Origin of the sequence: Streptomyces broussonetiae (genome assembly GCF_009796285.1) — a bacterium.
Classification (GTDB): Bacteria; Actinomycetota; Actinomycetes; order Streptomycetales; family Streptomycetaceae; genus Streptomyces; species Streptomyces broussonetiae.
In genome coordinates, this window is the sequence record NZ_CP047020.1 from 5,520,801 (window position 1) to 5,547,489 (window position 26,689).

General features: G+C 70.8%; 20 protein-coding genes and 1 riboswitch. Of the genes, 11 read left to right on the forward strand and 9 right to left on the reverse strand.

The genetic code is table 11. From position 1 onward, the window contains the following. The first annotated feature begins 10 nt into the window (after positions 1 to 10). The 4 genes from nuoL to recQ all read left to right on the forward strand — a co-directional run bounded on the left by nuoL (position 11) and on the right by recQ (position 7,375). Positions 11 to 1,906, forward strand: a complete 1,896-nt coding sequence (nuoL, locus tag GQF42_RS25585) for an NADH-quinone oxidoreductase subunit L (protein WP_158923629.1) — start codon at positions 11 to 13, stop codon at positions 1,904 to 1,906. Positions 1,907 to 1,911: 5 nt separating this feature from the next. Next, positions 1,912 to 3,483: an NADH-quinone oxidoreductase subunit M gene (locus GQF42_RS25590; protein ID WP_158923631.1), complete on the forward strand. Its 1,572-nt coding sequence runs from the start codon at positions 1,912 to 1,914 to the stop codon at positions 3,481 to 3,483. Further along, positions 3,480 to 5,129, forward strand: a complete 1,650-nt coding sequence (gene nuoN / locus GQF42_RS25595) for an NADH-quinone oxidoreductase subunit NuoN (RefSeq protein WP_158923633.1) — start codon at positions 3,480 to 3,482, stop codon at positions 5,127 to 5,129. The genes GQF42_RS25590 and nuoN overlap by 4 nt, the downstream gene beginning before the upstream one ends. A 245-nt stretch (positions 5,130 to 5,374) precedes the next feature. Continuing rightward, positions 5,375 to 7,375: a DNA helicase RecQ gene (recQ, locus tag GQF42_RS25600; RefSeq protein ID WP_158923635.1), complete on the forward strand. Its 2,001-nt coding sequence runs from the start codon at positions 5,375 to 5,377 to the stop codon at positions 7,373 to 7,375. A gap of 39 nt (positions 7,376 to 7,414) precedes the next feature. Here recQ and GQF42_RS25605 read toward each other — a convergent pair whose 3' ends face one another. The 8 genes from GQF42_RS25605 to fahA all read right to left on the reverse strand — a co-directional run bounded on the left by GQF42_RS25605 (position 7,415) and on the right by fahA (position 16,858). Next, entirely contained in the window at positions 7,415 to 10,180 is a 2,766-nt protein-coding gene (locus GQF42_RS25605; protein WP_158923637.1) for a fumarate reductase/succinate dehydrogenase flavoprotein subunit, read from the reverse strand. 11 nt (positions 10,181 to 10,191) lie between these two features. Further along, complete coding sequence (locus GQF42_RS25610; RefSeq protein WP_158923639.1) at positions 10,192 to 10,986, reverse strand: ABC transporter ATP-binding protein; 795 nt, start codon at positions 10,984 to 10,986, stop codon at positions 10,192 to 10,194. Beyond that, positions 10,970 to 11,884, reverse strand: coding sequence for an ABC transporter permease (locus GQF42_RS25615; protein ID WP_233273462.1), 915 nt, complete (start codon positions 11,882 to 11,884; stop codon positions 10,970 to 10,972). Before GQF42_RS25615 ends, GQF42_RS25610 begins: the two co-directional genes overlap by 17 nt. Further along, positions 11,881 to 13,224: an ABC transporter substrate-binding protein gene (locus tag GQF42_RS25620; RefSeq protein WP_158923641.1), complete on the reverse strand. Its 1,344-nt coding sequence runs from the start codon at positions 13,222 to 13,224 to the stop codon at positions 11,881 to 11,883. Before GQF42_RS25620 ends, GQF42_RS25615 begins: the two co-directional genes overlap by 4 nt. Before the next feature lie 14 nt (positions 13,225 to 13,238). Beyond that, entirely contained in the window at positions 13,239 to 13,466 is a 228-nt protein-coding gene (locus tag GQF42_RS25625; protein WP_030180763.1) for a 4Fe-4S dicluster domain-containing protein, read from the reverse strand. A gap of 45 nt (positions 13,467 to 13,511) precedes the next feature. Then, entirely contained in the window at positions 13,512 to 14,303 is a 792-nt protein-coding gene (locus GQF42_RS25630; RefSeq protein WP_158923643.1) for a GntR family transcriptional regulator, read from the reverse strand. Positions 14,304 to 14,437: 134 nt separating this feature from the next. Continuing rightward, complete coding sequence (locus GQF42_RS25635; RefSeq protein WP_158923644.1) at positions 14,438 to 15,376, reverse strand: M56 family metallopeptidase; 939 nt, start codon at positions 15,374 to 15,376, stop codon at positions 14,438 to 14,440. 264 nt (positions 15,377 to 15,640) lie between these two features. Beyond that, positions 15,641 to 16,858, reverse strand: coding sequence for a fumarylacetoacetase (fahA, locus tag GQF42_RS25640; RefSeq protein ID WP_158923646.1), 1,218 nt, complete (start codon positions 16,856 to 16,858; stop codon positions 15,641 to 15,643). A 328-nt stretch (positions 16,859 to 17,186) separates the two neighbouring features. Here fahA and GQF42_RS25645 point away from each other — a divergent pair, with 328 nt between their 5' ends. From GQF42_RS25645 to GQF42_RS25655, 3 genes are all read left to right on the forward strand, one after another. After that, positions 17,187 to 18,431, forward strand: coding sequence for a carboxylate--amine ligase (locus tag GQF42_RS25645; RefSeq protein WP_158930588.1), 1,245 nt, complete (start codon positions 17,187 to 17,189; stop codon positions 18,429 to 18,431). Positions 18,432 to 18,476: 45 nt separating this feature from the next. Further along, positions 18,477 to 19,691: an FAD-dependent oxidoreductase gene (locus GQF42_RS25650; protein ID WP_158923648.1), complete on the forward strand. Its 1,215-nt coding sequence runs from the start codon at positions 18,477 to 18,479 to the stop codon at positions 19,689 to 19,691. A gap of 123 nt (positions 19,692 to 19,814) precedes the next feature. Further along, positions 19,815 to 20,627: an HAD family hydrolase gene (locus tag GQF42_RS25655; RefSeq protein ID WP_158923650.1), complete on the forward strand. Its 813-nt coding sequence runs from the start codon at positions 19,815 to 19,817 to the stop codon at positions 20,625 to 20,627. A 66-nt stretch (positions 20,628 to 20,693) separates the two neighbouring features. On the opposite strand, the gene GQF42_RS25660 is transcribed toward GQF42_RS25655, so the two are convergent. Next, a complete protein-coding gene (locus GQF42_RS25660; protein WP_158923652.1) occupies positions 20,694 to 21,185 on the reverse strand; it encodes a transglycosylase SLT domain-containing protein in 492 nt (163 codons plus the stop codon). 3 nt (positions 21,186 to 21,188) lie between these two features. Beyond that, positions 21,189 to 21,366, reverse strand: a riboswitch (cyclic di-AMP (ydaO/yuaA leader). 802 nt (positions 21,367 to 22,168) lie between these two features. Between GQF42_RS25660 and GQF42_RS25665 the strand changes: the two genes are divergently transcribed. From GQF42_RS25665 to GQF42_RS25680, 4 genes are all read left to right on the forward strand, one after another. After that, positions 22,169 to 23,179, forward strand: coding sequence for a polyprenyl synthetase family protein (locus tag GQF42_RS25665; protein ID WP_158923654.1), 1,011 nt, complete (start codon positions 22,169 to 22,171; stop codon positions 23,177 to 23,179). A gap of 354 nt (positions 23,180 to 23,533) precedes the next feature. Further along, positions 23,534 to 24,736, forward strand: a complete 1,203-nt coding sequence (locus GQF42_RS25670; protein WP_158923657.1) for a LolA family protein — start codon at positions 23,534 to 23,536, stop codon at positions 24,734 to 24,736. 73 nt (positions 24,737 to 24,809) lie between these two features. Further along, the gene (locus tag GQF42_RS25675) at positions 24,810 to 25,808 is read left to right on the forward strand and encodes an ABC transporter ATP-binding protein (protein ID WP_233273463.1); all 999 of its coding nucleotides are present in this window, start codon (positions 24,810 to 24,812) and stop codon (positions 25,806 to 25,808) included. After that, positions 25,795 to 26,688 carry an ABC transporter permease gene (locus tag GQF42_RS25680; RefSeq protein ID WP_158923659.1) on the forward strand — a complete coding sequence of 298 codons (894 nt, stop codon included), beginning with the start codon at positions 25,795 to 25,797 and terminating at the stop codon, positions 26,686 to 26,688. Before GQF42_RS25675 ends, GQF42_RS25680 begins: the two co-directional genes overlap by 14 nt. Position 26,689 lies beyond the last annotated feature (1 nt).

Below are 26,689 nucleotides of genomic sequence, written 5' to 3' on the forward strand. Positions count from 1 at the left end.
CGGAAGAATCGTGGAGAACCTGATCGCGCTGCTCATCGCGGCGCCCCTGCTCGGAGCGGCCGTCCTGCTGGTCGGCGGCCGGCGCCTGGACCGCGTCGGCCATTGGGTCGGCACGCTCCTGTCGGCCGCCTCCTTCGTGTTCGGCCTGATCCTCTTCGCCGACCTGCTCGGCAAGAACGCCGAACACCGCACCCTGATCAAGCACTTGTTCAGCTGGGTTCCGGTGGCCGGCTTCCAGGCGGACGCCACCCTCCGCCTCGACCAGTTGTCGATGACGTTCGTCCTGCTCATCACGGGCGTAGGCTCGCTGATCCACCTGTACTCGGTCGGGTACATGGAGCACGACGAGCGCCGCCGCCGCTTCTTCGGCTATCTGAACCTGTTCCTCGCGGCGATGCTGCTGCTCGTCCTCGCCGACAACTACCTGCTGCTGTACGTCGGCTGGGAGGGCGTCGGTCTCGCCTCGTACCTGTTGATCGGCTTCTGGCAGCACAAGCCCAGCGCCGCGACGGCCGCGAAGAAGGCCTTCCTGGTCAACCGCGTCGGCGACATGGGCCTGTCCATCGCGATCATGCTGATGTTCACGACGTTCGGGACCTTCGCCTTCGGCCCGGTCCTCGGTCACGCGACCCAGGCCTCCGAGGGCAAGCTCACCGCGATCGGCCTGATGCTGCTGCTCGCCGCCTGCGGCAAGTCCGCCCAGGTGCCGCTGCAGTCCTGGCTCGGTGACGCCATGGAGGGCCCGACCCCGGTCTCGGCCCTCATCCACGCGGCGACGATGGTGACCGCGGGCGTCTACCTGATCGTCCGCTCCGGAGCCATCTTCAACGCCGCTCCCGACGCCCAGCTGGCCGTCACCGTCGTCGGCGCGGTCACGCTCCTGTTCGGTGCGATCGTCGGTTGTGCCAAGGACGACATCAAGAAGGCGCTGGCCGGCTCGACCATGTCGCAGATCGGCTACATGATCCTCGCCGCCGGCCTCGGCCCCATCGGCTACGTCTTCGCGATCATGCACCTGGTGACGCACGGCTTCTTCAAGGCCGGGCTGTTCCTCGGCGCCGGTTCGGTCATGCACGGCATGAACGACGAGGTCGACATGCGCAAGTACGGCGGCCTGCGCACGTACATGCCGGTCACCTTCGTCACCTTCGGCCTCGGCTACCTTGCCATCATCGGCTTCCCGGGCCTGTCCGGCTTCTTCTCCAAGGACAAGATCATCGAGGCGGCCTTCGCCAAGGGCGGCACCGAGGGCTGGATCCTCGGCGGCGCGGCCCTGCTGGGCGCGGCCATCACCGCCTTCTACATGACGCGCGTGATGCTGATGACGTTCTTCGGCGAGAAGCGCTGGCAGCCGGACGAGAACGGCAACGAGCCGCACCCGCACGAGTCCCCGAGGGTCATGACGATCCCGATGATCGTGCTGGCCGTCGGCTCGGTCTTCGGCGGCGCCTTCTTCAGCATCGGCGACCGCTTCCTGCACTGGCTGGAGCCCATCACCGGCCACAGCGAGGGCCACTCCCCGGTCAGTGCCTGGACGGTCACCGGGGCGACCATGGTCTGCCTGGTCATCGGCGTGGGCATCGCCTGGGCGCAGTACGGCCGCAAGCCCGTCCCCGCCGTCGCCCCGCGCGGTTCGCTGCTCACCCGGGCCGCCCGCCGCGACCTGCTCCAGGACGACTTCAACCATGTGGTCCTGGTACGCGGCGGCGAGCACCTGACGCGCTCCCTGGTGTACGTCGACCACACCCTGGTCGACGGAGTCGTCAACGGCACGGCAGCCGGTTTCGGCGGCCTGTCGGGGCGGCTGCGCCGACTCCAGAACGGCTTCGCCCGCTCCTACGCGGTCTCGATGTTCGGCGGTGCGGCCCTCCTGGTCGCCGCGACCCTGCTGATGAGGGCGGTCTGATACCGATGTCCTTTCCTCTGCTGACAGCGACGGCGGCGCTCCCGGCCGTGGGGGCCGTCGCCACGGCCGCCGTACCGGCCGCGCAGCGCACCGCCGCGAAATGGCTCGCGCTCATCGTCTCGCTCGCCACACTCGCCCTGGCGGCCACCGTCCTGGTCCGCTTCGACCCGGGCGGCGCCCGCTACCAGCTCACCGAATCCCATGCCTGGATCAAGGACTTCGGGGTGCGGTACGAGCTGGGCGTGGACGGCATCGCGGTGGCGCTGCTCGCGCTGACCGCCCTGCTGATCCCGTTCATCATCCTCGCCGGCTGGCACGACGCCGACCCGCTGGAGACCGGAAGCCGCCGCTGGCGGCCCACCCAGGGCTTCTTCGCACTGATCCTGGCCGTCGAGGCGATGGTGATCATCTCGTTCGAGGCCACCGACGTCTTCCTCTTCTACATCTTCTTCGAGGCCATGCTCATCCCGATGTACTTCCTCATCGGCGGCTTCGGGGACCGAGCCCACGCACAGGGCGAGAAGGCGGCCTCGACGCAACGGTCGTACGCGGCCGTGAAGTTCCTCCTCTACAACCTGGTCGGCGGTCTGATCATGCTGGCCGCGGTGATCGGCCTCTATGTGGTCGCCGGGAACTTCAGCCTCGCGGAGATCGCGCACGCGCGCGCGAACGGCTCGCTGCACATGGCGACGAGTACCGAACGCTGGCTGTTCCTCGGCTTCTTCTTCGCCTTCGCGGTGAAGGCGCCGCTGTGGCCGCTGCACACCTGGCTGCCCAACGCCATGCAGGAGTCGACCGCCCCGGTCGCCGTCCTGATCACCGCGGTCGTCGACAAAGTGGGTACCTTCGCGATGCTCCGCTTCTGCCTCCAGCTGTTCCCGGAGGCCAGCAAGTGGGCGACGCCCGTGATCCTGGTGCTGTCCCTGATCAGCATCGTCTACGGCGCGCTGCTCGCCGTCGGCCAGCGGGACATCAAGCGCCTGGTGGCGTACGCGTCGATCTCGCACTTCGGCTTCATCATCATGGGCATCTTCGCGATGACCAGCCAGGGCCAGTCCGGTGCCACGCTCTACATGGTCAACCACGGCATCTCCACGGCCGCGTTGATGCTGGTCGCCGGCTTCCTGATCTCCCGGCGCGGCTCGCGGCTCATCGCCGACTTCGGCGGTGTGCAGAAGGTCGCTCCGGTGCTCGCCGGCACGTTCCTGATCGGCGGCCTCGCCACCCTCTCGCTGCCCGGACTCGCGCCGTTCGTGAGTGAATTCCTGGTCCTGGTCGGCACGTTCTCGCGCTATCCGGCGATCGGCATCATCGCCACCTTCGGCATCGTCCTCGCCGCGCTGTACACCCTCGTGCTGTACCAGCGCACGATGACGGGCCCGGTGAAGCCCGAGGTCTCGGCGATGCCCGACCTCCGCGCGCGCGAGCTGGTGGTGGTCGCGCCGCTGATCGTGCTGCTGATCTTCCTGGGCGTCTACCCGAAGCCCGTCACGGACATCGTCAACCCGGCGGTCAAACAGACCATGTCCGACGTACACAAGTCCGACCCCAAGCCCTCGGTGGAGGCGGCCAAGTGAGCGCAGCAGCCGTCCACAGCCTGTGGACAACCGCGGCCGGCCCGATCACGAAGATCCCGGCGCCGAAGATCGAATACGGACAATTGTCGCCGACGTTGATCGTCGTCGGCGCCGCACTGGTCGGCGTGCTGATCGAGGCGTTCGTCCCGCGCAAGTCCCGCTACTACGCCCAGGTGTTCGTGTCCGTCGTGGCCCTGTGCGCCGCGTTCGCCGCGGTGGTCGGGCTCGCCGCCGACGGTTACGGCACCACCAAGGCGCACATCGCAGCCATGGGTGCGATCGCGGTCGACGGCCCCGCCCTGTTCCTGCAGGGCACGATCCTGCTGGCCGGCCTGGTCGCCCTGTTCACCTTCGCCGAGCGGCGCCTGGACCCGGCCGCGCACGGCAACCGCGTCGACTCCTTCGCCGCACAGGCCGCGTCCGTACCGGGCAGCGACGGCGAGAAGGCGGCGGTGAAAGCGGGCTTCACCACGACAGAGGTCTTCCCGCTGTTGTTGTTCGCCATCGCGGGCATGCTGGTGTTCCCCTCGGCCAACGACCTGCTGACGCTGTTCGTGGCCCTGGAGGTCTTCTCCCTGCCGCTGTACCTGATGTGCGCACTGGCCCGCCGCAAGCGGCTGATGTCGCAGGAAGCCGCGGTCAAGTACTTCCTGCTCGGCGCCTTCGCCTCGGCGTTCACCCTGTTCGGCATCGCCCTGCTCTACGGCTACGCGGGCTCGGTGTCTTACGCCCGCATCGCGCAGGTCGTCGACGGCACGATCACCAACGTCGACCCGGCGCTCGCCAACACCATGGGCAACGACGCGCTGCTGCTCATCGGCGGCGCCATGATCGTGATGGGCCTGCTGTTCAAGGTGGGCGCGGTGCCGTTCCACATGTGGACGCCCGACGTCTACCAGGGCGCGCCGACCCCCGTGACCGGCTTCATGGCGGCGGCGACGAAGGTGGCCGCGTTCGGCGCGCTGCTGCGCCTGCTCTACGTCGTCCTGCCGGGCATGCGCTGGGACTGGCGGCCGGTCATGTGGGCGGTGGCGATCATCACCATGCTGGGCGGCGCGATCGTCGCGATCACGCAGACCGACATCAAGCGCCTCCTGGCGTACTCGTCCATCGCGCACGCCGGATTCATCCTCGCGGGTGTCATCGCCACGTCGAAGGACGGCGTCTCGTCGGTCCTCTTCTACCTGGCCGGCTACTCCTTCGTGACGATCGGCGCCTTCGCGGTGGTCACGCTGGTGCGCGACGCGGGCGGCGAGGCCACCCACCTGTCCAAGTGGGCGGGGCTCGGCCGCCGCTCCCCGCTGGTGGCGGCGGTCTTCGCCGTGTTCCTCCTGGCCTTCGCGGGCATCCCGCTGACCTCGGGCTTCGCCGGGAAGTTCGCCGTGTTCAAGGCGGCGGCGGACGGCGGCGCGGCGCCGCTGGTCGTCATCGGTGTGATCTCCTCGGCGATCGCCGCCTTCTTCTACATCCGGGTGATCGTCCTGATGTTCTTCAGCGAACCGCGCCCGGAGGGCCCGACCGTGGCCGTCCCGTCCCCGCTGACCATGGCGGCGATCGGCATGGGCGTGGCGGTGACCCTCGTGCTCGGCGTGGCTCCGCAGTACTTCCTGAACCTGGCGAGCCAGGCGGGAGTGTTCGTGCGCTGACACGCCCTTCGCACCTGCCGCTGCCCGGCCCCCTCGTTCGGATGGGTGCCGGGCAGCGGCATGTGACGGCCGTGGCGCGCTCGTGCGGGCTGCCGAGGCGGAGACCGCACGATTGCTTCAGGTCAGTGCCCGGTTACGGAGGGGGGACCGAGCCTGTGGATAACTCGGTGGCTGTCGGTGCGGCCCCCTATCGTGGAGGCAGCGGTCGGGCAACGACACACGGGGGACCGACGGGGGACAGGACCATGGAAGCGACGGGCGGGATCAGCGAGATGCCAAGGGTGACCGAGGGGCCGGGCGCGGCCGACAGCGAGGCGCTGGCCACGCTGCACCGGGTCTTCGGATACGAGGCTTTCCGGGGCGAACAGGACGCGATCATCGAGCATGTGGTGGCCGGCGGCGACGCCGTCGTCCTCATGCCGACCGGCGGCGGCAAGTCGCTGTGCTACCAGATCCCGGCCCTGGTCAGACCCGGCACAGGCGTGGTGATCTCCCCGCTGATCGCCCTCATGCAGGACCAGGTGGACGCCCTGCGCGCACTCGGCGTGCGCGCCGGTTTCATCAACTCCACGCAGGACTTCGACGAGCGCCGCATGGTCGAGGCCGAGTTCCTCGCCGGCGAGCTGGACCTGCTCTACCTGGCGCCGGAGCGCCTGCGCCTGGACAACACGCGCGACCTGCTCTCCCGCGGCAAGATCTCCGTCTTCGCCATCGACGAGGCGCACTGCGTCTCCCAGTGGGGCCACGACTTCCGCCCCGACTATCTCTCTCTTTCCCTCCTCGGCGAGCGCTGGCCGGACGTCCCGCGGATCGCACTCACCGCCACGGCCACCCGCGCCACCCACGAGGAGATCACCCAACGGCTGGATCTGCCGACGGCCCGCCACTTTGTCGCCAGCTTCGACCGGCCCAACATCCAGTACCGCGTCGTGCCCAAGGCCGACCCCAAGAAGCAGCTGCTTGCCTTCCTCAGGCAGGAGCACGCGGGCGACGCGGGCATCGTGTACTGCCTCTCACGCAACTCGGTGGAGCGTACGGCGGAGTTCCTGACCGCCAACGGCGTCGAGGCGGTGCCGTACCACGCGGGCCTGGAGGCGGGCATGCGCGCCGCCCACCAGTCCCGGTTCCTGCGCGAGGACGGCCTGGTCGTCGTGGCGACCATCGCGTTCGGCATGGGCATCGACAAGCCGGACGTACGGTTCGTCGCCCACCTGGACCTGCCCAAGTCGATCGAGGGCTACTACCAGGAGACCGGCCGCGCGGGCCGCGACGGCCTGCCGTCCACGGCATGGATGGCGTACGGCCTGAACGACGTCATACAGCAGCGCAAGCTGATCCAGTCCGGCGAGGGCGACGAGGCGTTCCGCCGCCGCGCCTCCGCCCACCTCGACGCGATGCTCGCGCTGTGCGAGACCGCCCAGTGCCGCCGCGGCCAGCTGCTGGCCTACTTCGGCCAGGACCCCGACGCGGCGGGCTGCGGCAACTGCGACACCTGCCTGACCCCGCCGGAGACCTGGGACGGCACGGTCGCCGCGCAGAAGGTGCTGTCGACGGTGGTACGGCTGCAGCGCGAACGCGGGCAGAAGTTCGGCGCCGTGCAGATCGTCGACATTCTGCTCGGCAAGCGCACCGGCAAGGTCATCCAGTTCGACCACGACCAGCTGTCCGTCTTCGGCATCGGGGCAGACCTCACCGAGGCCGAGTGGCGGGGCGCCATCCGGCAGCTGCTGGCCCAGGGGCTGCTTGCGGTCGAGGGGGAGTACGGCACGCTGGTGCTCACCGAGGCGAGTGGCTCGGTGCTGCGGAGCGAGCGCGAGGTGCCGCTGCGCAAGGAGCCGAAGAAGCCGGCCACCGCCCGGTCGCGGCAGGCGGGTGCCTCCGGCGGCGACCGCAAGGCCAAGGCTGCCGTGGCCGAGCTGCCCGACGAACTGCTGCCCGCCTTCGAGGCCCTGCGCGCCTGGCGCGCCGAACAGGCCCGCGAGCAGGGCGTCCCCGCGTACGTCATCTTCCACGACGCCACCCTGCGGGAGATCGTCACCGTGAGCCCTGCCTCGGTGCGCGAGCTGGGCACGGTGAGCGGTGTCGGCGAGAAGAAGCTTGCGACGTACGGCGAGGGCGTGCTGGCGGTGCTGGCTTCCCTGGGCGGTCCGGCCGCGCCGGACGGTCCGGGCCCGGCCGCCGGCGACACCCAGGACGCCGACTGGCCGGAGCCGGACGAGGAGCCGGAGCCCGACGACTGGATATAGCGGGCCGGGCGAGTCGGCCCGCTGCGATGAGGGGGATCGTCACAGCCCCCGCGCCGCGTAGGCCCTGACGTCCGCGTCCGAGTCGGCCGTGGCCGTGGCGAGTGCCGCGCGGGCCTCCACCGTGGCCCGGTGCCGGGTCAGGGCGAGCACGGCCGCCTTGCGCACGTCGGCGTTGGGGTCGGCCAGGGCCTTGGCCAGGGCGGGCACGGCGACGTCGGCGGTTGCGGCCGACAGCGCGGCGGCGGCACCGGAGCGCACCTGCCAGGCCGGATCGGACAGGGCGGCCACGGCGCGGGCGGCGAGCGGTGGCGGGCAGCCGGTGCCCGCCAGCGCACCGAGCGCGGCACCGCGCACAAGGGCATCGGTGTCCTCGGTGAGACGGTCCAGAGCGGTGGTGAGCAGCTGCCGGTCGGCCGGCGTCGGCGCCGCCGGGCCGACGGCGGCCAGCGCCTTGGCCACGCCGACCCGGACCTCCCGGGAGGGATCGTCCGCGGCACCGGCCAGCGGTCGGACGGCGTCCACCGAGACCAGCGCCCGTACGGACGCGGTTCGAACGCCGATGTCGGGGTCGTCCAGCGCCGCCGCGAACACACCGGCATCGCCGAGCCGCAGAACGCGCAGCACATCGAGCGCGGCGGCCCGGACCACGGGATCGGTGTGGCTGAGCGCACCGGTGAGAGCGGTACCCAGGGCGGGTTCGGGTGGCAAGGTCTCGACGAGTTCACGCAGGGAGGCCGCGGCGGACGCGCGGACCTCGGCGTCGGGATCGGCGAGGGCGCCCGCCAGAGCCTGCCCGGTGCCGGGCGGCACGGTCTCGGTGAGCACCGAGACGGCCATACGGCGCACAGCGGGATCGGAATCCGCCAAGTAGGGCTCCAGGGCGGCGAGTTCGGTCTCCGTCTCGGCCAGGTCCAGCAGTTGGAGGAGCCGGGGCGAGGCGGGGCCGCGGGCGTCGGCCCGTTCGCCGGAGGCCGTGGCACGGGCGGCGACCGGCTCTGCGGCGACCGGTGCCACCTCGCGCGGGCCGGCCGTGGCCACGTGCTCGGGACGGACTTCGCCGATCCGCCGGGAGGGACCGCCGACGGGCGCGAACTCCTCGACCGGAACCAGATAGGGAGCCACGGGCCGGGCCGTGAACTCCATCGCACCAGAGGGGGACTTGTGCAGATCGAGATGGTGGAACCAGGAGGCGTCGTCGCGCCCGGGGTGGTCGAGACGGTCGTGGTAGAGGCCCCAGCGGGACTCGGTACGGGCGAGAGAGGCACGAGCGGCCATCTCCGCACAGTCACGGATGAAGGTGACCTCGGCGCAGCGCATCAGTTCGTGCGCGGTGCGGGCGCCCATGGCGGCGACGTCGGCGCGCATCCGCTCGAAGGCCTCCAGGGCGAGGGAGAGCCGCGCCCCGGACTTCGGAGGTGCGACGTAGTCGTTGACGAAGCGGCGCAACTTGTACTCGACCTGGGGCTGCGGCGGGCCGTCCGGGTTGCGCAGCGGGCGGTAGATCAGCTCGTGCGCCTCGCGCACCTGGTCCGCCGGAAGTTCACCCACGTACGCCGTGTACCGGGCGGCGTCCGCGCCCGCGAGATCACCGAAGACGAACGCGCCGATCATGTAGTTGTGCGGGACGCAGGCGAGGTCACCGGCGGCGTACAGGCGCGGGACGGTCGTACGGGCGTGGTCGTCGACGCGGACGCCGGAGGCGGAGTGGCCGCCGCACAGGCCGATCTCCGAGATGTGCATCTCGACGTCGTGGGTGCGGTAGTCGTGCCCACGCCCGGCGTGGAAGGTGCCGCGGGTGGGGCGCTCGGTGGAGTGCAGGATGGACTCCAGGGCGGAGAGCGACTCCTCGGGGAGATGACTGAGCTTGAGGTAGACGGGGCCGCGGTCGCCGGCGACCTCGGCGGAGAACTCGGCCATCATCTGCCCGGACCAGTAGTCGGAGTCGACGAACCGCTCGCCGTGCCGGTTGACCTGGTAGCCGCCGAAGGGGTTGGCGACGTAGGCGCAGGCGGGTCCGTTGTAGTCCTTGATCAGCGGGTTGATCTGGAAGCACTCGATCCCGGTCAGCTCGGCGCCCGCGTGGTAGGCCATGGCGTACCCGTCGCCGGCATTGGTGGGGTTCTCGTAGGTGCCGTACAGGTAGCCGGAGGCGGGCAGGCCGAGCCTGCCGCAGGCGCCGGTTGCGAGGATCACCGCGCCCGCGCGGACGGTGACGAACGCGCCGGTACGGGTGTGCAAGCCGGCGGCGCCCACGGCCCGCCCCTCGGCGGTCAGGACCCGGACCGGCATCACCCGGTTCTCGATCCGGATCCGCTCCCGCATCTCGCGCCGCCGCAACTGCCGGTAGAGGACCTTTTTGACGTCCTTGCCCTCTGGCATCGGCAGTACGTACGAGCCGGAGCGATGCACCTGGCGCACCGCGTACTCACCGTGCTCGTCCTTCTCGAACTTGACGCCGTACGACTCCAGCCGCTGCACCATCGCGAAACCGCGCGTCGCGGTCTGGCGGACGGCGGCCTGGTCGACGATGCCGTCATTGGCACGGGTGATCTCAGCGACGTAGTCGTCGGGTTCGGCGCGGCCCGGGACGACCGCGTTGTTGACACCGTCCATGCCCATGGCGAGCGCGCCGGAGTGACGGACGTGGGCCTTCTCGAGCAGCAGGACGTCCGCGCCGCGCTCGGCGGCGGTCAGGGCGGCCATGGTGCCGGCGGTGCCGCCACCGATGACAAGGACGTCGCAGGTCAGCTCCTCGGCGTCGGCGATGGCGGGGATCTGCGGGAAAGTGGTGGCGGGGGTGGTCACCGGGATGCCTTTCACGAGCCGAGCGAGGTCAGGATGCCGCGGCGCAAGGCCACACGTGCCGGGTCGTCCATGGCGCCGCGGTCGCGGGGCCCCGGGACGTCGCGTACGGCGGCCATTCGGCCGGCGCCGAGCAGGGCCACGCGGTCGCCGAGGAAGAGGGCCTCGTCAACGTCGTGCGTGACGAAGACGACGGTCGCGCCCGTGCCGCGGAGCACCTCCACCAGCAGGTCCTGCATGCCGGAGCGGGTCTGGGCGTCGAGGGCGCCGAAGGGCTCGTCCATGAGGACCGCGCGTGGGCTGTCGGCGAGCGCGCGGGCCAATTGGGCGCGCTGGCGCTGCCCGCCCGAGACCCGGTGCGGCAACTGCCCTGCCTGTGCGCTGAGTCCGACACGCTCCAGCCAGGACTCGGCCCGGACACGCCGTTCACCGCGTGGTACACCACTGATGGCAAGCGGCAGTTCGACGTTCCCGCGCAAGGTGCGCCAGGGCAGCAGCGCGTCCTCCTGGAAGACCAGCGCACGGTCGGCCGACGGCCCGGTCAGCGGGCTGCCGTCCAACTCGGCCGTGCCGCCCAGCGCAGGCAGTAGCCCGGCGAGGGTGCGCAGCAGCGTGGACTTTCCGCAGCCGGAGGGGCCGACGACGGTGAGGATCTCACCAGGGGCGACGTCCAGGTCGATGTCGTACAGCACCGGAGCGTCCGGGCGGCCGAGTACGGCGCCGCGGAAGGCGAGCCGGGTGCCGCGTACGGCCTCCGACGCCGGCGCCGGTGCGCCGGGAGCGGTGATGGTCTCAGACGAGGTGCTCATGGCCGGCCTCCTTGGTGTTCTTGTGGCCCTGCTGCTCGGGCTGGGTGTGATGCTCGGCATCTCGCTCGGCGCGGACGGGGGCCACGGCAGGCCGGGGCACGCGGGCACGGCCACCGGGGACGTACGAGGTGCGGGGCAGCCAGCGGGTCAGACGCCGGCCGACAAGTTCCACGGCCGTGGAGGTGACCCAGCCGAGGACACCGATGGTGACCATGCCGACGAAGACGCCGGGGTAGTCCACCACCGTGTAGTCCTGCCAGGTGCGGTAACCGACACCGTACTGGCCGGAGATCATCTCGGCGGAGATCACGCAGATCCACGACACGCCGATGCCGACCGACAGCCCTCCGAAGATGCCGGGCAGTGCGCCGGGCAGCACGACCGAACCGAGGATCCGCAGCCGACTGCCGCCCATGGTGCGTACCGCTTCCTCCCAGACCGGGGTCAGCGCGCGGACCGCGTGCCGGGTGGAGACCAGCACGGGGAAGAAGGCGGCGGCGCAGGTGATGAAGACGATGCCCTGCTCGTTCGAGGGGAACAGCAGGATCGCGACCGGGACAAGGGCGATCGCCGGGATGGGACGGATCACCTCCAGGACCGGGCCGAGCAGATCCTCGGCGAGCCGGGAACGGGCCACGAGCACGCCGGTCGCCACACCCAGGACGGCCGCCAGCGCGAAGCCGGTGAGGATGCGGGTGAGGCTGTCGGTGAGGTCGGTCCAGTAGTCGCTGCCGGAGATCCGATCGGCGAAGGCACGCGCCACGTCGGTGGCCGTGGGAAACTGCGAGAAGCGCAGCCACAGGTCTACCTTCTGGCTGGTCAGCAGCTGCCACAGACCGAGGAAGACCACCAGGGAGGCGGTGCGCAGCGCATACCGGGCAACGGGTGGCCGGGTCATGAGGCGCGCTCCAGAGCCTCGCGGTACGACACGGTACGGGCGCCGCCGTGGGCGGTGAGGTAGGCCTGCGCGGTCGCCGGGGTGACAAAGGGCAGCAGTTGTTTGCCGTCGGCCACCCAGAGGGCCTTGTCGGCGAACCAGAGCGTTCCGGTGATGGCGTCGGGCGCGTAGGCGGCGCGAATTCCGGCCTGGTGGCGGGCTACGTAAGTCAGCAGCTCACGGGCGGACTTGAAGGAGACCGTCTTGTCGCTGCCCTTGGCCCACACCTCGCCCGCGGCCGGCGCGGGCGGGGCGGTGAGCCGCTTGGCGTAGGACGCCCCCAGGGCCTTCTTCACGTACTGGTCGTCGACGAAGGAGTCCACGTCGATGTCGCCGGTCAGTTTGGCGGCCTTCAGCACGGACACGTCCTGCTTCAGCGCGGACACGAGCTGGGGCCTGACGGCAGGGTCGAAGGTGGCGATGCCGTGGGCGCCGTTGTAGAGGTAGACCACCTCGGCGGGCAGGCCGGTGGCCCGGGCGACCTTCTCCGCGGCGGTGACGGGGTGGGCGTTGAGGTAGTCCGTCGCCTCGGCCTGGGCCTTGAGGAAGGCCTCCAGGACCACCGGGTGCCGGTGGGTGAAGTCCTCGCGGGCGGTCACGCCGTGGAAGGTCGGCAGGTTCAGCTGTGCGCCGTCGTACAGCGCCTTCGCCCTGCTCTGGAAGACGAGCAGGCCGGGCCAGGCGACGAACTGCGACAGAGCGTCCACGCTGCCGGAGGAGAGCGCCGAGGCGCCGACGGCGGGCTGCTGGTTGAGCTTGGAGATGTCCTTGTCCGGGTCGATGCCGGCGCGCTGCAGGGCCCGTACGAGGGTGCCGTCGGCTGCGGAGCCGATGCTCGTGGAGATCTTCCTGCCCTTCAGGTCCTTCAGCGAGGCGAGCTGCGAACCGGGCGTGGTCACCACCGTGTTGAGGCCACCGCGCAGGTTGTACCCGGTCACCGAGACCAGGTGGGTGGGGCGGCCGAGCTGCTTGCCGCGGGCCGCGTTGAGCAGCAGCGGGAAGTCACCCATCGAGCCGATGTCGATCTTTCCAGCGGTCATCTGGGCGGTGATCGGGGCGCCGGTGGCGTAGTCCTGCCAGTCCACCTTGTAGGTGTGGCCGTCGTGCAGGGAGTTGAGCTGCTGCTCGAAGTATCCGAGGGAACGCAGCAGTGTCCCGGCGGTGACTGTGTTGATGGTCTTGGACTGGTAGCCGACGGTCACGGTGACCGTGGAGCCGCTGCCCGCTTCGGCGCTGCCGCCGCACGCCGACAGGGGAAGGAGCAGCGCGGCGGCGGACAGTGCGACTGCCGTGCGTTTCATGGTGGTTGTACCTCTCACCGCAGCAGGTAGGGCATGTTGACCGTGACGGCCCCGGTGGGGCAGCGGGCCGCGCACGGGCCGCAGTACCAGCACTCGTCGACGTGCATGTACGCCTTGCCGGTGCTGTCGTCGATGGCTAGGGAGTCCAGCGGGCACATGTCCACGCAGAGGGTGCAGCCGTCGATGCACTTCGACTCGTCAATGGTCACGGGCACGTCGGCCCGCTGGGGCGCCAAGGGCATGGCTGTCTCCAGGAAACGTGCGGCAAGGGTGGGTGCGGCGGCCGGTTACAGCGACCGGTGCAGCAGGCCGCTCATGGTGATGCGGTCGCCGCGGAAGCGGATGAACTCCAGGTCGACGGGGCGTCCGTCGGCGAGGTGGGTGAGGCGTTCCAGCATCAGTACGGCGCCGCCGCGCGGTGCCTGGAGCACGGCGGCGGAGTGGGCGTCCGCGTTCACCGCCTCCAGGGTGATCTCGGCGTGGCCGAGACGCTGGCCGGTGATGGCTTCCAGGAGGCGGAAGACATCGGTGTTCTCCAGGTCGGCGCCGAGCAGGGCGGTTCCGAGATCGAGCGGGATGTAGGTGAGGTCGAGGGAGAGGGGAAGGCCGTTGAGGCGGCGCAGGCGCTCGATGTACAGGACGTCGGCGCCGGCCGGGATGCCGAGGCGGTCGGCCACCGGGGCGGGTGCGGGGGCGGGGCCCATGGTGCGGACCTCGTTGGTGACGCGGCCGTGTTCGCGGAGGGTTTCCGCGAGGCCCATCAGACGGTCGAGCCCGTGCGGGTATTTCCGGGCGACGACCACGGTGCCGACGCCGGGCAGCCGTTCCACCAGGCCTTCGGCCCGCAGGAGGTCCAGGGCCTGGCGGACGGTGTTGCGGGAGGCGCGGTAGTCGGTGGCGAGGGTCGACTCGTGGGGGAGGGGGCCGTTCGGGAATGCGCCGCCGATGATCTGGTGACGCAGCAGGTCAGCGAGCTGCCGGGCCCGGTCCGCGCGCAGCCGACGACGCGTGCGGTGGGCGGCGACGGTGGTCGCGGCGCCCTGACCGGCGTGGTCACGGGGGCGGTCGGTGGGTGGCATGGCTGGAACCATACCGATGCGGTAGGGAAAGTCGTGTTGCCGAAGTGTTGCGCCAGGTGAGGTGGCCTCGGATACGTCGCTGAGCTGCGGCATTGCCTCTCCGGTCGGGAAGATCTGCCACCCGGTGGACCCGGTCAGGACAGTGCTGTCAGCCCCGGGGCGAACGTGATCAGCAGCGGCAGCAGCGGCACCAGGGCGGCCACCGTCGTCGTCAGGGCCCGGTGCCGGCGCAGCAGCCGTGGCGGGGGCTCCAGCAGCCGGTCCACGCGCTCGCCCAGCAGACGGCGGCTGGAGTCGCAGGACAGGACGCCCCGGTGCTGGTTCAGCTCGATCAGGGCCAGGGCCGTGGTGAGGTGGCCGCAGCGCCGGGACGCCGTGTCGTCGGCGGCCAGTTCGACCAGGCGGTGCGTCTGGTCGCAGAAGTGGGCGAAGAGCGGGACGCGCGGGAAGCCCGTGGCCAGCGCGGTGGACAGGTGCAGCAGCCAGTTGTGGTGGGCACGCGCGTGTCCGCGTTCGTGGGTGAGGACGGCGTCCAGCTGGTGGTCGGTGAGCCGTTGCAGCGCCCCTGTGGTGACGACCAGCTGCGGCGGGTGGCCCGGCATCCACCAGGCGTCCGGGTACTCGTCCTCGAGCACCAGCACCGGGCCGCGTGCCGCCGGCAGTCCGGCCGGCAGGTCGGGGGCGCGTTCGCGTAGTTGCGCCCGGGCGTGACCGCGGCTGCGCCGGGCCTCGACGAGTTCGCGGGCCAGCATCGCCGTCGTCCAGGCGGCTCCGAAGGCCAGCAGCAGGGTGAGCGTGGTGGCCCACACCGGTGCGGCGGCGAGGTCGTACGCGGCGGTGACGGAGGGCGGCGCGGGGGCGAAGACGCGGTCGCGGACGGTGTGGAAGACGGCCGCCGTGCCCAGGATCAGTGCGGCCAGGCAGCACAGCAGGACGGTGGCGACCAGACACTGCCACACCCACAGCGCGACCACGGGTTCCCGCTCGGGCCAGGTGGCACGGGTCAGCGCACGCGGTGCCGGCAGCGCGGCCGTCAGGGCGACGACGCTCAGCAGGAGCAGGCAGACGGTCATGCCAGGGCTCCGGTTCCTGGTCGGAGAGGTGTGCGGGTGCGGGTGGTGCGGGGCGACGCGCCCGGGCGCGTCGCATGGTGCCGGTCCGCCCAGTATGACGGTGCGGGGCGATGTGAGTCAGGTCTCGGAAGTGATCCGTTCGGCACTTCCTGCATGGTCGTCCTCCGTGGAAGCACGACTTGTGCTCACCGCCTGTACCAGGCGGTGAGCACAAGGTGCTCGCTCCGGTGAAACCTGTCTCGATCTCGGGCTACAAGAGGCGGTTCAGCCCGCCACGACTCGTCCGCTGACCTTGCCCAGCCCGACCCGGCGTCCGTCCGCGCCGGGGGCCCACGCGGACAGCGTCACCACGTCGCCGTCCTCCAGGAAGCCACGCTTGCCGTCGGGGAGTTCGAGAGGCTCGCTGCCGTTCCACGTCAGTTCCAGCAGGGAGCCGCGCTGGCGTTCCTCGGGGCCGCTGACCGTGCCCGAGCCGTACAGGTCGCCGGTGCGCAGCGAGGCGCCGTTCACGGTCATGTGGGCGAGCTGCTGGGCTGCGGTCCAGTACATCGTCGAGAACGGCGGTTCGGCGACCGCTTGGCCGTTGATCGCGACGGTGATCCGCAGGTCGTAGCCACTGGGTTCGATGTCCGGCGCCGAGTCGTCCAGATAGGGCAGCAGCGGGTGGGTGCGCTCCGGAGCGGCCACGCGCGCGTGCTCCAGCGCTTCCAGCGGGGTGATCCACGCCGACACCGAGGTGGCGAAGGACTTGCCGAGAAAGGGGCCGAGCGGGACGTACTCCCAGGCCTGGATGTCGCGCGCGGACCAGTCGTTCAGGAGGCAGAGGCCGAACACGTGGTCGCGGAAGCCGCCCAGCGCGACCGGGCGGCCCATCTCGGAGGGGACGCCCACCACGAAGCCGACCTCGGCCTCGATGTCGAGCCTGATCGACGGGCCGAACACGGGTGTCGGGTCGCCCGGGCCCTTGCGCTGCCCGGAAGGCCGTACGACGTCCGTGCCGGAGACGACGACCGTGCCGGAGCGGCCGTGGTAACCGATCGGCAGATGCTTCCAGTTGGGGGTGAGGGAGTCCGCGGCCTCGGGGCGGAAGATCTGGCCGACGTTACGGGCGTGGTGCTCCGAGGCGTAGAAGTCGACGTAGTCCGCTACCTCGAAGGGCAGGTGCAGCGTCACCTCTGACAGGGGGCGGAACAGCGGCTCCAGTGTCGCGCGGTGCGCCGGGTCCGTGACCCAGGCCGTGATCGCGCGCCGTACCTCCGACCAGGTCGCGCGGCCGGCGGCCAGCAGCGTGTTCAGCGTGGGGCGGGCGAGCAGCGACTGGTGCGGCGAGCCCAGGGCCGCTGCCGCGGCGCCCGCGTCGAGAACGTGGTCCCCGAGACGGACGCCGACCCTCCGCTCTGTGCTGCCAGAGGGCGAGAACACGCCATAGGGAAGGTTGTGCGGGCCGAAGGGGTCGCCTTCGGGGACGTCGAAGGGGGGCATGGGGTGCTGCCTCACTCTCATCCGGGGCATGCATGGCGATGCGTTCCATGTGGTCGCGCCACACGTTACGGCTGTGATGTGTGTCTTGGGCAGAGCCCCGAGGCGTGCCCCGAGGTGTGACCCGAGGTGTGCCCGGACGTGCGGCCCAAGAGGTGCCCCGAAGGTTGCCCCCGTGGTGCCTAAAGGGTTCGCAATGTCCGAATAGACGCCGAATAGGGCTTGTCGGAGCGGGCAATTCCGGCTTAGCGTCCTTTGGGGACACGGACGGGCTGGATCCGTTCCGTTGGGGGGACACGTGGGGGGACCCGTGGCCGGAGACGCCGTCGGTGTGCCGTTCGAAGCGGACCGTGACGTGCCAGGACTGATCGTGAAGTTCGGCGACTATCCGCTGCACCATGGCGGAGTGGGCGCCATCCGCAGCCTGGGCCGCCTCGGCGTGCCCATGTACGCCATCACCGAGGATCCGTACACGCCCGCGGCGTCCTCGCGCTACCTGGAGAAGGCGTTCGTGTGGCCCACGACCGGCGCGGAGGACCCGGGCCACCTGGTCGAGGGGCTGCTGCGCATCGGGCGCCGGATCGGCCGTCCGGCCGTTCTGGTACCCACGGACGAAGAGGCGGCCGTCCTGATCGCCGAGCACCAGGACGAACTGGCCGGATCTTTTCTCTTCCCGAAGGTCGATCCCGCGCTGCCGCGCCGGCTAGCGAGCAAACAGGGACTGCACGAACTGTGCGTCGAGCACGGCATCGCGACCCCGGCGGCCGCGTTCCCGGAGTCCTACGACGACATCGTCGACTTCGCCGGCACGGCCCGCTTTCCGGTGGTGGCCAAGAACCGCGAGGCGTTCGTGCGGCGCCGCCGGCCGGCCGTGAACGGCACCACGCGGATCGCCACCCGCGAGGGCCTGCTCACGCTGGCCCGCGACTGGGGCGAGGAACCGGGCGTGATCCTCCAGGAGTACCTGCCGCGCGAGGAGGCCGAGGACTGGATCGTGCACGCCTGCTTCGGCCCGGACTCCGCTCCGCTCGCGCTGTTCACCGGCGTCAAGGTCCGCTCGTGGCCGCCGCACGCCGGCATGACGGCGAACGCGTACGTCGTCGACAACCCGGAACTCGCCGACCTCGCCGCACGTTTCATCAAACAGATCGGCTTCAGCGGCATCATCGACCTCGACCTGCGCTTCGACCGGCGCGACGGACAGTACAAACTCCTCGACTTCAACCCGCGCATGGGCGCCCAGTTCCGGCTCTTCGAGAACGAGTCGGGGGTGGACGTCGTACGCGCCATGCACCTCGATCTGACCGGCCGCGCCGTACCGGAGGGGGAACAGCGCGCCGGCCACCGCTACGTCGTGGAGAACATCGACCTGCCCGCCCTCCTCGCCTACCGCCGCAGCGGCTATACGACGCCGCACGCGCCCGCGAAGGCGAGCGGGACCGAGCTGGCCTGGTTCGCGGGCGACGACCCGCTGCCGTTCCTCACGATGCTCGCCCGCTTCGTGCGCCCGGGCGCGAAGCACCTGTACCAGCTGTGGCGGACCCACCGCCGCGGCAGCGGCACCTCCACGAAGTAGGCAAGGCCACCACGCGTGGCGCACTGTGTCCTGGGGAGGGACTTCGTGACTCGACCGGTTGCAGTCATCGGGGCCGGGCCGTTCGGCCTGTCCACCGCCGCCCATCTACGGGCGCGTGGCATTCCCGTCCGTGTCTTCGGCGACCCCATGGTCAGCTGGCGCGACCACATGCCCGAGGGCATGATCCTCAAGTCGACACCCGCCGCCTCCAGCCTCGACTGCCCCCAGCCCGGCCACACCCTCGCGGACTACTGCGACGCGGCCGGGATCAGCCGTCTGGTGACGGACGAGGACGTCATCCCGGTGGAGACCTTCATCGCCTACGGCGAGTGGTTCCAGCAGAAGCTGCTGCCCGACCTGGAGCGGGTGCGCGTGGTCTCCGTGGACCGTGTCGCGGTTCGCGCCACCGGCGGCGGCTTCGAACTCAAACTGGACTCGGGGGAGTTGTTCACCGCGCGCGCGGTCGTCGTCGCCACCGGCCTGTCGGGCCTTGCACACCTCCCGGCCGAGCTGGCGGCCGCCGCGGCCGACGGACCGTCCCTCACGGGCCCGGTCTCGCACAGCTCCCAGCATCACGACCTGGGCCGGTTCGCCGGCCGGGAGCTGATCGTCGTCGGCGCCGGCCAGTCCGCGCTGGAGACGGCGGCACTTGCCGCCGAAGCGGGTGCACGCGTGCGCGTGGTCGCGCGCGGGCGCGGCCGGGTCGCCTTCGGCGCCCCGCCCTGGGAGCAGCCGAGACTGCGCCCCGAGTCCCCCTTCGGCCGCGCCTGGTCGCTGTGGGCGCTCAGTTACTACCCGCACCCCTACCACCGTCTGCCCGAGGCCACGCGCCACTACCTGGTCCGCCGGGTCCTCGGGCCGCTCGGCGCCTGGTGGCTGCGTGAGCGGTTCGAGGCGCACGTGCAGGTCCAGGACGTCGAGCGGGTCGTGTCCGCCGAGGTGTGCGACGGCAGCCCCGTGCTCACCGTCCGCACGCACGGCGGCCGTACCGAGCGGCTCGCCGCCGACCACGTCATCGCGGCCACCGGCTACCGTGTCGCCCTCGCGGCGATGGACTTCCTCGGCCATGGACTGCGCACCCGGCTCGCCACGAGCCGCGGCACCCCGAAGCTCGGCGCCGGCTGCGTCTCCTCCGTCCCCGGCCTGTATTTCACCGGCCTCCCGGCGGCGTCGTCGTACGGCCCGGTCATGCGCTTCGTGTGCGGTACGGAGTTCGCCTCCCCGTACCTGGCGAAACACCTGGCAGCGGCCCACGGCTGACCGCGGAGGGCGCTGGAGAGAGGTCAACAAGAAGTCGCAAAGCGCCACTTGGGGCTGATGAGCACGTAAGTACGCAGGACGACAAGGTGAGTCGGAGGGGCGCCGTATCCGTATTCTCTGATCATGGCAGCCTCCCCCGCATATGCACTGATCGCCACTGACCTGGACGGAACGCTGCTGCGCGGCGACGACACGGTCTCCGACCGGTCGCTGGCGGCACTCGCGCGGGTGGCACGGGCCGGCGGTCGGCACCTGGTGGTGACGGGCCGCCCGGCCCCGCGGGTACGGCCGCTGCTGGCACGCCTCGGCTGCACCGGGCTCGCGGTGTGCGGGCAGGGCGCACAGGTCTACGACGCCGCGGCCGGCCGCCTGGTGTGGTCGGTGCGGCTGGACCGGGGACTGGCCGAGACCGCGCTCGGCAAGATCGAGGCCGAGGTGGGGCAGGTCTACGCGGCCGTGGACCAGGACGGTGTCGACGGGCTGACGCTCATCGAGCCGGGCTACCGGATGCCGCATCCGACTCTGCCCGCGGTGCGGGTGGGCCGGCGCGACGACCTGTGGAGCGAGCCCATCAGCAAGGTGCTGCTGCGCCATGCCACCCTGAGCGACGACGAGTTGACGGACATCGCGCGCGCGGTGGTGGGTTCGCTCGCGACGGTCACCATGTCGGGGCCGGGAACCGTGGAACTGCAGCCGTGCGGGGTGACCAAGGCGACCGGGCTGGCACTGGCCGCCGAGCGCTTGGGGATCGGAGCCCAGGAGGCCCTGGCGTTCGGGGACATGCCCAACGACATCCCCATGTTCGACTGGGCCGGACACGGGGTCGCCATGGCCAACGCCCACCCCGAACTCAAGGCGGTGGCCGACGAGATCACTCTGTCGAACGAGGACGACGGCATCGCCGCCGTCCTCGAACGACTCTTTCCGACCGACTGACCGGCACATCAGTACGCACCGGGCAGCCGGGTCAGCGGCGGCCGTGTCTCAGGCCGCCACCGTGTCTCAGTACGCGCTGTAGACGTTGTCGATCGATCCGTAGCGCGCGGCGGCGTAGTTGCAGGCCGCGGTGATGTTGGCGACGGGGTCGTAGATGTTGAACGAGGTGCCGGCCACGTGGTACGCGTTGAAGGTCGGGTCGATCACCTGGAGCAGGCCCTTGGACGGGATGCCGGCGGCGGCGTTGGAGTCCCAGAGGTTGATGGCCTGCGGGTTGCCGGAGGACTCCCGCATGACGTTGCGGTAGATGCCGTTATAGGAGGCGGGGATCCCCTTCTGGGTCAGGATCGCGAGCGACTTGCGGATCCAGCCGTCGAGGGTGTTCGGGTACCCGGCCGTGGTCGTGGCGGCCTTGGTGGTCGTCGTGCCCGTGGTGGCGGAGGCGCTGGCGGCCCCGATGAGTGGCAGGGCGAGGACAGCGGCACCGGTGCCGGCGACGGCGAGGGTGCGCACGAGACGGTTGGTCCGGGTACGGCGGGGCTGAGCGGCAGCAGACATGGGGACGTTCCTCTCCGGCGCCTGCGAGGTGAGCTGTCGGGTTCGGGCGGGGAGGTGCCCGGCCGTGCCTTCCTGGGAAAGCGCGGCTTCACCCCTAGCCGTTCCGGTGCGACGGGTGCCGACCGGTCAGGCGACTTACCTGGGTCCCCCGCTCCTGCCGTACGAAATGTGTTCGTGGATGGTTATGCGGGTGGCGGCAGGATTCGGCGTCCACCCGAGGCCCGGAACGTATGCGACGGCACATGTCGGGAACAAGTGCCTGATTCACACAACGCACTATTTGACCTTGGTCTGTGCTCTTTGGGGTAGTTGATCCTTTGCGATCGAAAACCCTCAACTCGCCGACGGGGCAAGGGGTGGGGGTGGTTCGGTGGCCGACGCGCCGGAGTGGGGCCGCGTGACCCAACTCACGAAAGTGCAAATCAACTCAAATCGGATATAACGGATTGGGGGAGTCTGCTCGTGCGTGTGAGCGTGTGCCCGGATGGTGAATGAGAGGAGTGCACCGGCAAGGGGGAGGGTGAGCGGGGATCGGGGTGCGGCCGGGAAGCGATGGAGGGGGTGGATGGGGGTAGACGGGGGTGAAGGGGGTGGCCGGGAGTGGGGGCGGGGTGGCCGGAAGGTGGCCCGGACATGGCTTCCGGGGGGCGCGTCGAGGGAGTGGATCGAGGGGGCGGTGGAACCCGGGACGCTGCGCCCGTCGTTGTCCTGATGGTCGCGGGCGCGCGGGGGAGGGGTGGAGGTGTTACTCCGCTCGCCCTCCGGTTCGCGACAAAAGGCATGGATTCCTGTTAAGTCGATAAATGTCCGTTCTTACCGTCTGATCAAAAAACATACCGGTCATGATCCAATACCGCCCGGGCTGGACCGGTGGGCGCTATCGGTGATCGAAACAGGACCGGATACGCTGACTCGAGTGATGGCAGCGACCTATCGACAAGCCGTGTAATCGCCAGCAGACACCAGCAGACAGGAGACCCCTCGTGACCGTCGTCGGGCCGTTCGGGCTGAGCGTGCGGGACCAGGCTCTCGAAGCCGATGTCCAGGCCGGATTGGCGGCTGTCGAGGAAGGCTTGCTCGAGGCCACCAAGAGCGAGGTCCCGTTCATCACGGAGGCCGCGCAGCACCTCGTTCGGGCCGGCGGGAAGCGGTTCCGGCCGCTGCTCGTGATGCTCGCGGCCCAGTTCGGCGACCCTTATGCGCCGGGCGTGGTGCCGTCGGCCGTCGTCGTGGAACTGACCCACCTCGCCACGCTGTACCACGACGACGTCATGGACGAGGCGGCCGTGCGGCGCGGCGTGGACAGCGCCAACACCCGGTGGGGCAACTCCGTCGCGGTCCTCACCGGCGACTTCCTCTTCGCCCGCGCCTCCCAGATCCTCGCCGACCTCGGGCCCGAGGCGGTCCGTGTACAGGCCCTCGCGTTCGAGCGGCTGGTCACGGGTCAGATCCTGGAGACCGCCGGCCCCACGGACGGCCGCGACCCGGTCGAGCACTACCTGGACGTGCTGGGCGGCAAGACGGGCTCGCTGGTGGCGGTGTCGTGCCGGTTCGGCGCGATGACGTCCGGTGCCGACGAGACGGTCGTCGACGTCCTGTCCCAGTACGGCGAGCGGCTCGGGGTCGCCTTCCAGCTCGCCGACGACGTACTGGACATCACCTCCGACTCGGACGAGTCCGGCAAGACCCCGGGCACCGATCTGCGCGAGGGCATCGCGACCCTGCCGGTGCTCCGGCTGCGCGAGCGCGCGGCCCGGCTGGGGCAGCCCGAGGACCTCGCGCTGTGCGCGCTGCTGGACTCCGACCTCAGCGACGACGCCCGGCACGCCGAGGCGCTGACCGCGCTGCGCGTACACCCCGCGCTGGATCAGGCCCGCCGTGACGCCGTCCGCTACGCCGAGGAGGCCCGGGCCGCGCTGTCGCCGCTGCGGGACTGCGACGCCAAGGCGGCTCTGGAGAACCTGTGCGACGCGGTGGTGCACCGCGCGGGCTGACACCACCTGACACCACCGGCGTTTCGGCCGGCGTGTTGACGCCCCGACGATCGAAGCCCGGCGGTCCGCTGTCATCGGGCGCGATCGTGCGACCATGTGGCGCGAACCGCCGTAGGCATCCTGCGACACCCGGGCGACCCGGTCCGGCCCCTAGGGGGCGGGGGAGCCGTCGCCCTTACGTGTCATACCGCAGTCGTACACGGAGTTGGCTCCGTGGTCTGACGCTTCTTCACGGCCCTTTTGGTGAGATGGAGAACACGGACATCACCACTCCTCACCGATTCGGGTGAGAATGGCGGCTCGGGTGGACCAGGGTGAGGACAAGCCGCCGCCGACGACGGAGGTAAGGCACACATGGCACCGTACGAATCCGACGACGCAGCGGACGAGGCGCGGGACGCAGCACCGCACGCCGGACGCCGCAAGGCCGCGCGGTACGCGGTCCCGGTCGCGGTGGTGGGGGTGGCGGCGGCCACGATCGGGCTGGTCCCGGCGCTCGCCGCCTCCGGCGACCCCGACCTGCCCAAGATCACCGCGCAGCAGCTCATCGACAAGATCGCCAAGTCGGACGTGCAGCAGCTGTCCGGCACCGTGAAGATCAGCACCGACCTCGGCCTGCCGAACCTCGGCGGCCTGGAGAGCAGCCTGGCCTCCGGAGCGGCCAAGGGTGCCGGCGACGGCTCCTCCGCCGACCCGCAGTCCAAGCTCACCGAGCTGGTCTCCGGCATGCACACGCTGCGTGTCGCGGCCGACGGCCCCGACAAGCAGAAGCTGTCGCTGCTGGAGAGCGGCTCCGAGTACAGCCTCATCCGCAACGGTACGAACGTGTGGGGTTACGACAGCAAGACGAACTCGGTCTCCCACAGCACCTCCGCGGACTCCGGCAAGGACCACCGGGCCGAGCCCCCGGCCACGCCCAAGGACTTCGCCGACCAGGCGCTCAAGGCGGTGGACGGCACCACGTCCGTCACCGTCGACGGCACCGAGCAGGTCGCCGGGCGCGCCGCCTACAAGCTCCTGATCAAGCCTCGCCAGTCCGGCACCACGGTCGGCGCGATCAGCATCGCCGTCGACGCGAAGACGGGCATGCCGCTCAAGTTCACCCTGACCCCGAAGAGCGGCGGCGCCGCCGTCGTCGACGCGGGCTTCACCGAGGTCTCCTTCGCCGAACCGGCCGCCTCCACCTTCGACTTCACCCCGCCCAAGGGTGCGAAGGTGACCGAGCACAAGGAGGACGCCACGGCACGGCGGCACGCGCCCAAGGCCGGCGAGGGCTTCGCCGCACACCGCGACGGATCCACGGTCCTGGGCAAGGGCTGGACGTCCATCGCCACCTTCGACACCGGCGCCAAGGGCGGCCTGCCGACCGGCGGTGCCAAGGCCGGTGAACTCGGCGGCTTCCTCGGCTCGCTCGGCGACCACGTCTCCGGGAAGTTCGGCAAGGGCACGGTCTTCTCCACCCGCCTGGTCAACGCCCTGATCACCGACGACGGCAAGGTCTACGCCGGCGCGGTGACCAAGGACGCCCTGGTGAAGGCGGCGAACGAGGGAAAGTAACCCCATCCGGGCACTACGGGCCGTGACGGTGCGTTGACTCTTCACAGGAGGACGAACCGAGGAGGGGGAGCCGATGGACGGACCGTCCGTCACGGGGCGGGAGGCGGGGGACGTGGGGGAGCGGGCCCCGGGGCAGGCGGAGGCGAGCGTCATCGCCACGCGCGGTCTCACCAAGCGCTACCGCGGCGGACAGCTCGCCGTCGACGGTCTCGACCTGACCGTCCCGGCGGGCAGCGTCTTCGGCTTCCTCGGCCCGAACGGCTCGGGCAAGACCACCACCATCCGCATGCTGATGGGCCTCATCGAGCCGACCGCAGGCACGGCCAGCGTGCTGGGCCGCCCGATGCCCCGGGCGGCCCGTGCGGTGCTTCCCGAGGTCGGCGCGCTCATCGAGGGCCCAGCCCTGTACGGCTTCCTCTCCGGCCGGGACAACCTGCTGCGCTACGACGCCGCCGACCCGACCGCCGATCCCCGCACCCGGCACGCCCGCGTCGCCGCCGCCCTGGACCGGGTGGGCCTCGCGGCCGCTGCCGGCAAGAAGGCGAAGGCGTACTCGCTCGGCATGAAGCAGCGCCTGGGTCTCGCGGCGGCGCTGCTCCAGCCGCGTCGGCTGCTCGTGCTGGACGAGCCCACCAACGGGCTCGACCCGCAGGGCATGCGGGAGATCCGCACGCTGATCAGAGAACTGGCCGCCGACGGCACGACCGTCTTCCTCTCTTCCCATCTTCTCGACGAGATCGAGCAGGTGTGCACCCATGCGGCGGTCATGGCGCAGGGCCGGCTCGTCACCCAGGGCGCGGTGGCGGACCTGGCGGCGGGTGCGCGCGGCCGGCTGGTGGTGACCACTCCGGACGCGGCCGAGGCGGCTCGGGTGCTGAAGGAGCAGGGCGTCGCAGATGTCAGTGCCGACGGCGACCGGGTCATCGCCGAACCACCCGCGCGGGACCTCGCCGAGGTGAACGCGGCCCTGGTCACGGCGGGCGTGCGGGTCCGCGGCTTCACGCTCGAACGGGCCTCCCTGGAGGACGCGTTCGTGGCGCTGACGGGGGAGGGCTTCGATGTCGCGGGCTGAGACACTCCTGGCCGGCTCGCCGGTGGCCGACGCGCGTCGGCCGAGTCCGCTGTGGACGTTCGGGCTGCTGCGCAGCGAGCTGGTCACGACCCTGCGCCGCTGGCGCACGCTCGCCCTGCTCGGGGTGCTGGCCGCGGTGCCGGTGCTGGTCGGGGTCGCGGTGAAGATCGAGACGCGGGGCGGCGGGTCGGCGGACCACGGCGGCCAGGGCCCGGCGTTCATCTCGCAGATCACCAACAACGGCCTGTTCCTGGTGTTCACGGCGCTGGCCGCGACCCTGCCGTTCTTCCTCCCGATGGCCGTCGGCGTCGTAGCGGGCGACGCGATAGCCGGCGAGGCGGGCGCGGGCACCCTGCGCTATCTGCTGGTCGCCCCGGCCGGCCGGGGCAGGCTGCTGCTCACCAAGTACACGACCGTGCTGGCCTTCTGTCTGCTGGCCACCCTGATCGTCGCCCTCTCGGCACTGATCACCGGCGCGCTGCTGTTCCCGCTGGGCGACCTGATGACGATCTCCGGCACCCGGATCAGCTTCGCCGAGGGCCTCGGCCGGGCCCTGCTGATCGCCCTGGCCGTCGCCGCCTCACTGGTCGGCGTGGCCGCGCTCGGCCTGTTCGTGTCGACGCTCACGGGCAGCGGGATCGCGGCGATGGCGACCACCGTCGGGCTGCTCATCACCATCCAGATCCTCGACCAGATACCCCAGCTGCACGCGCTCCAGCCGTACTTCTTCTCGCACTACTGGCTGTCGTTCGCCGACCTGATGCGTGACCCGGTCTACTGGGACGACCTGGAGAAGAACCTCGGCCTGCAGGCGCTGTACGCGGCCGTGTTCGGCTCGGCGGCCTGGGCGAGGTTCACGACGAAGGACATCAGCGCGTAGG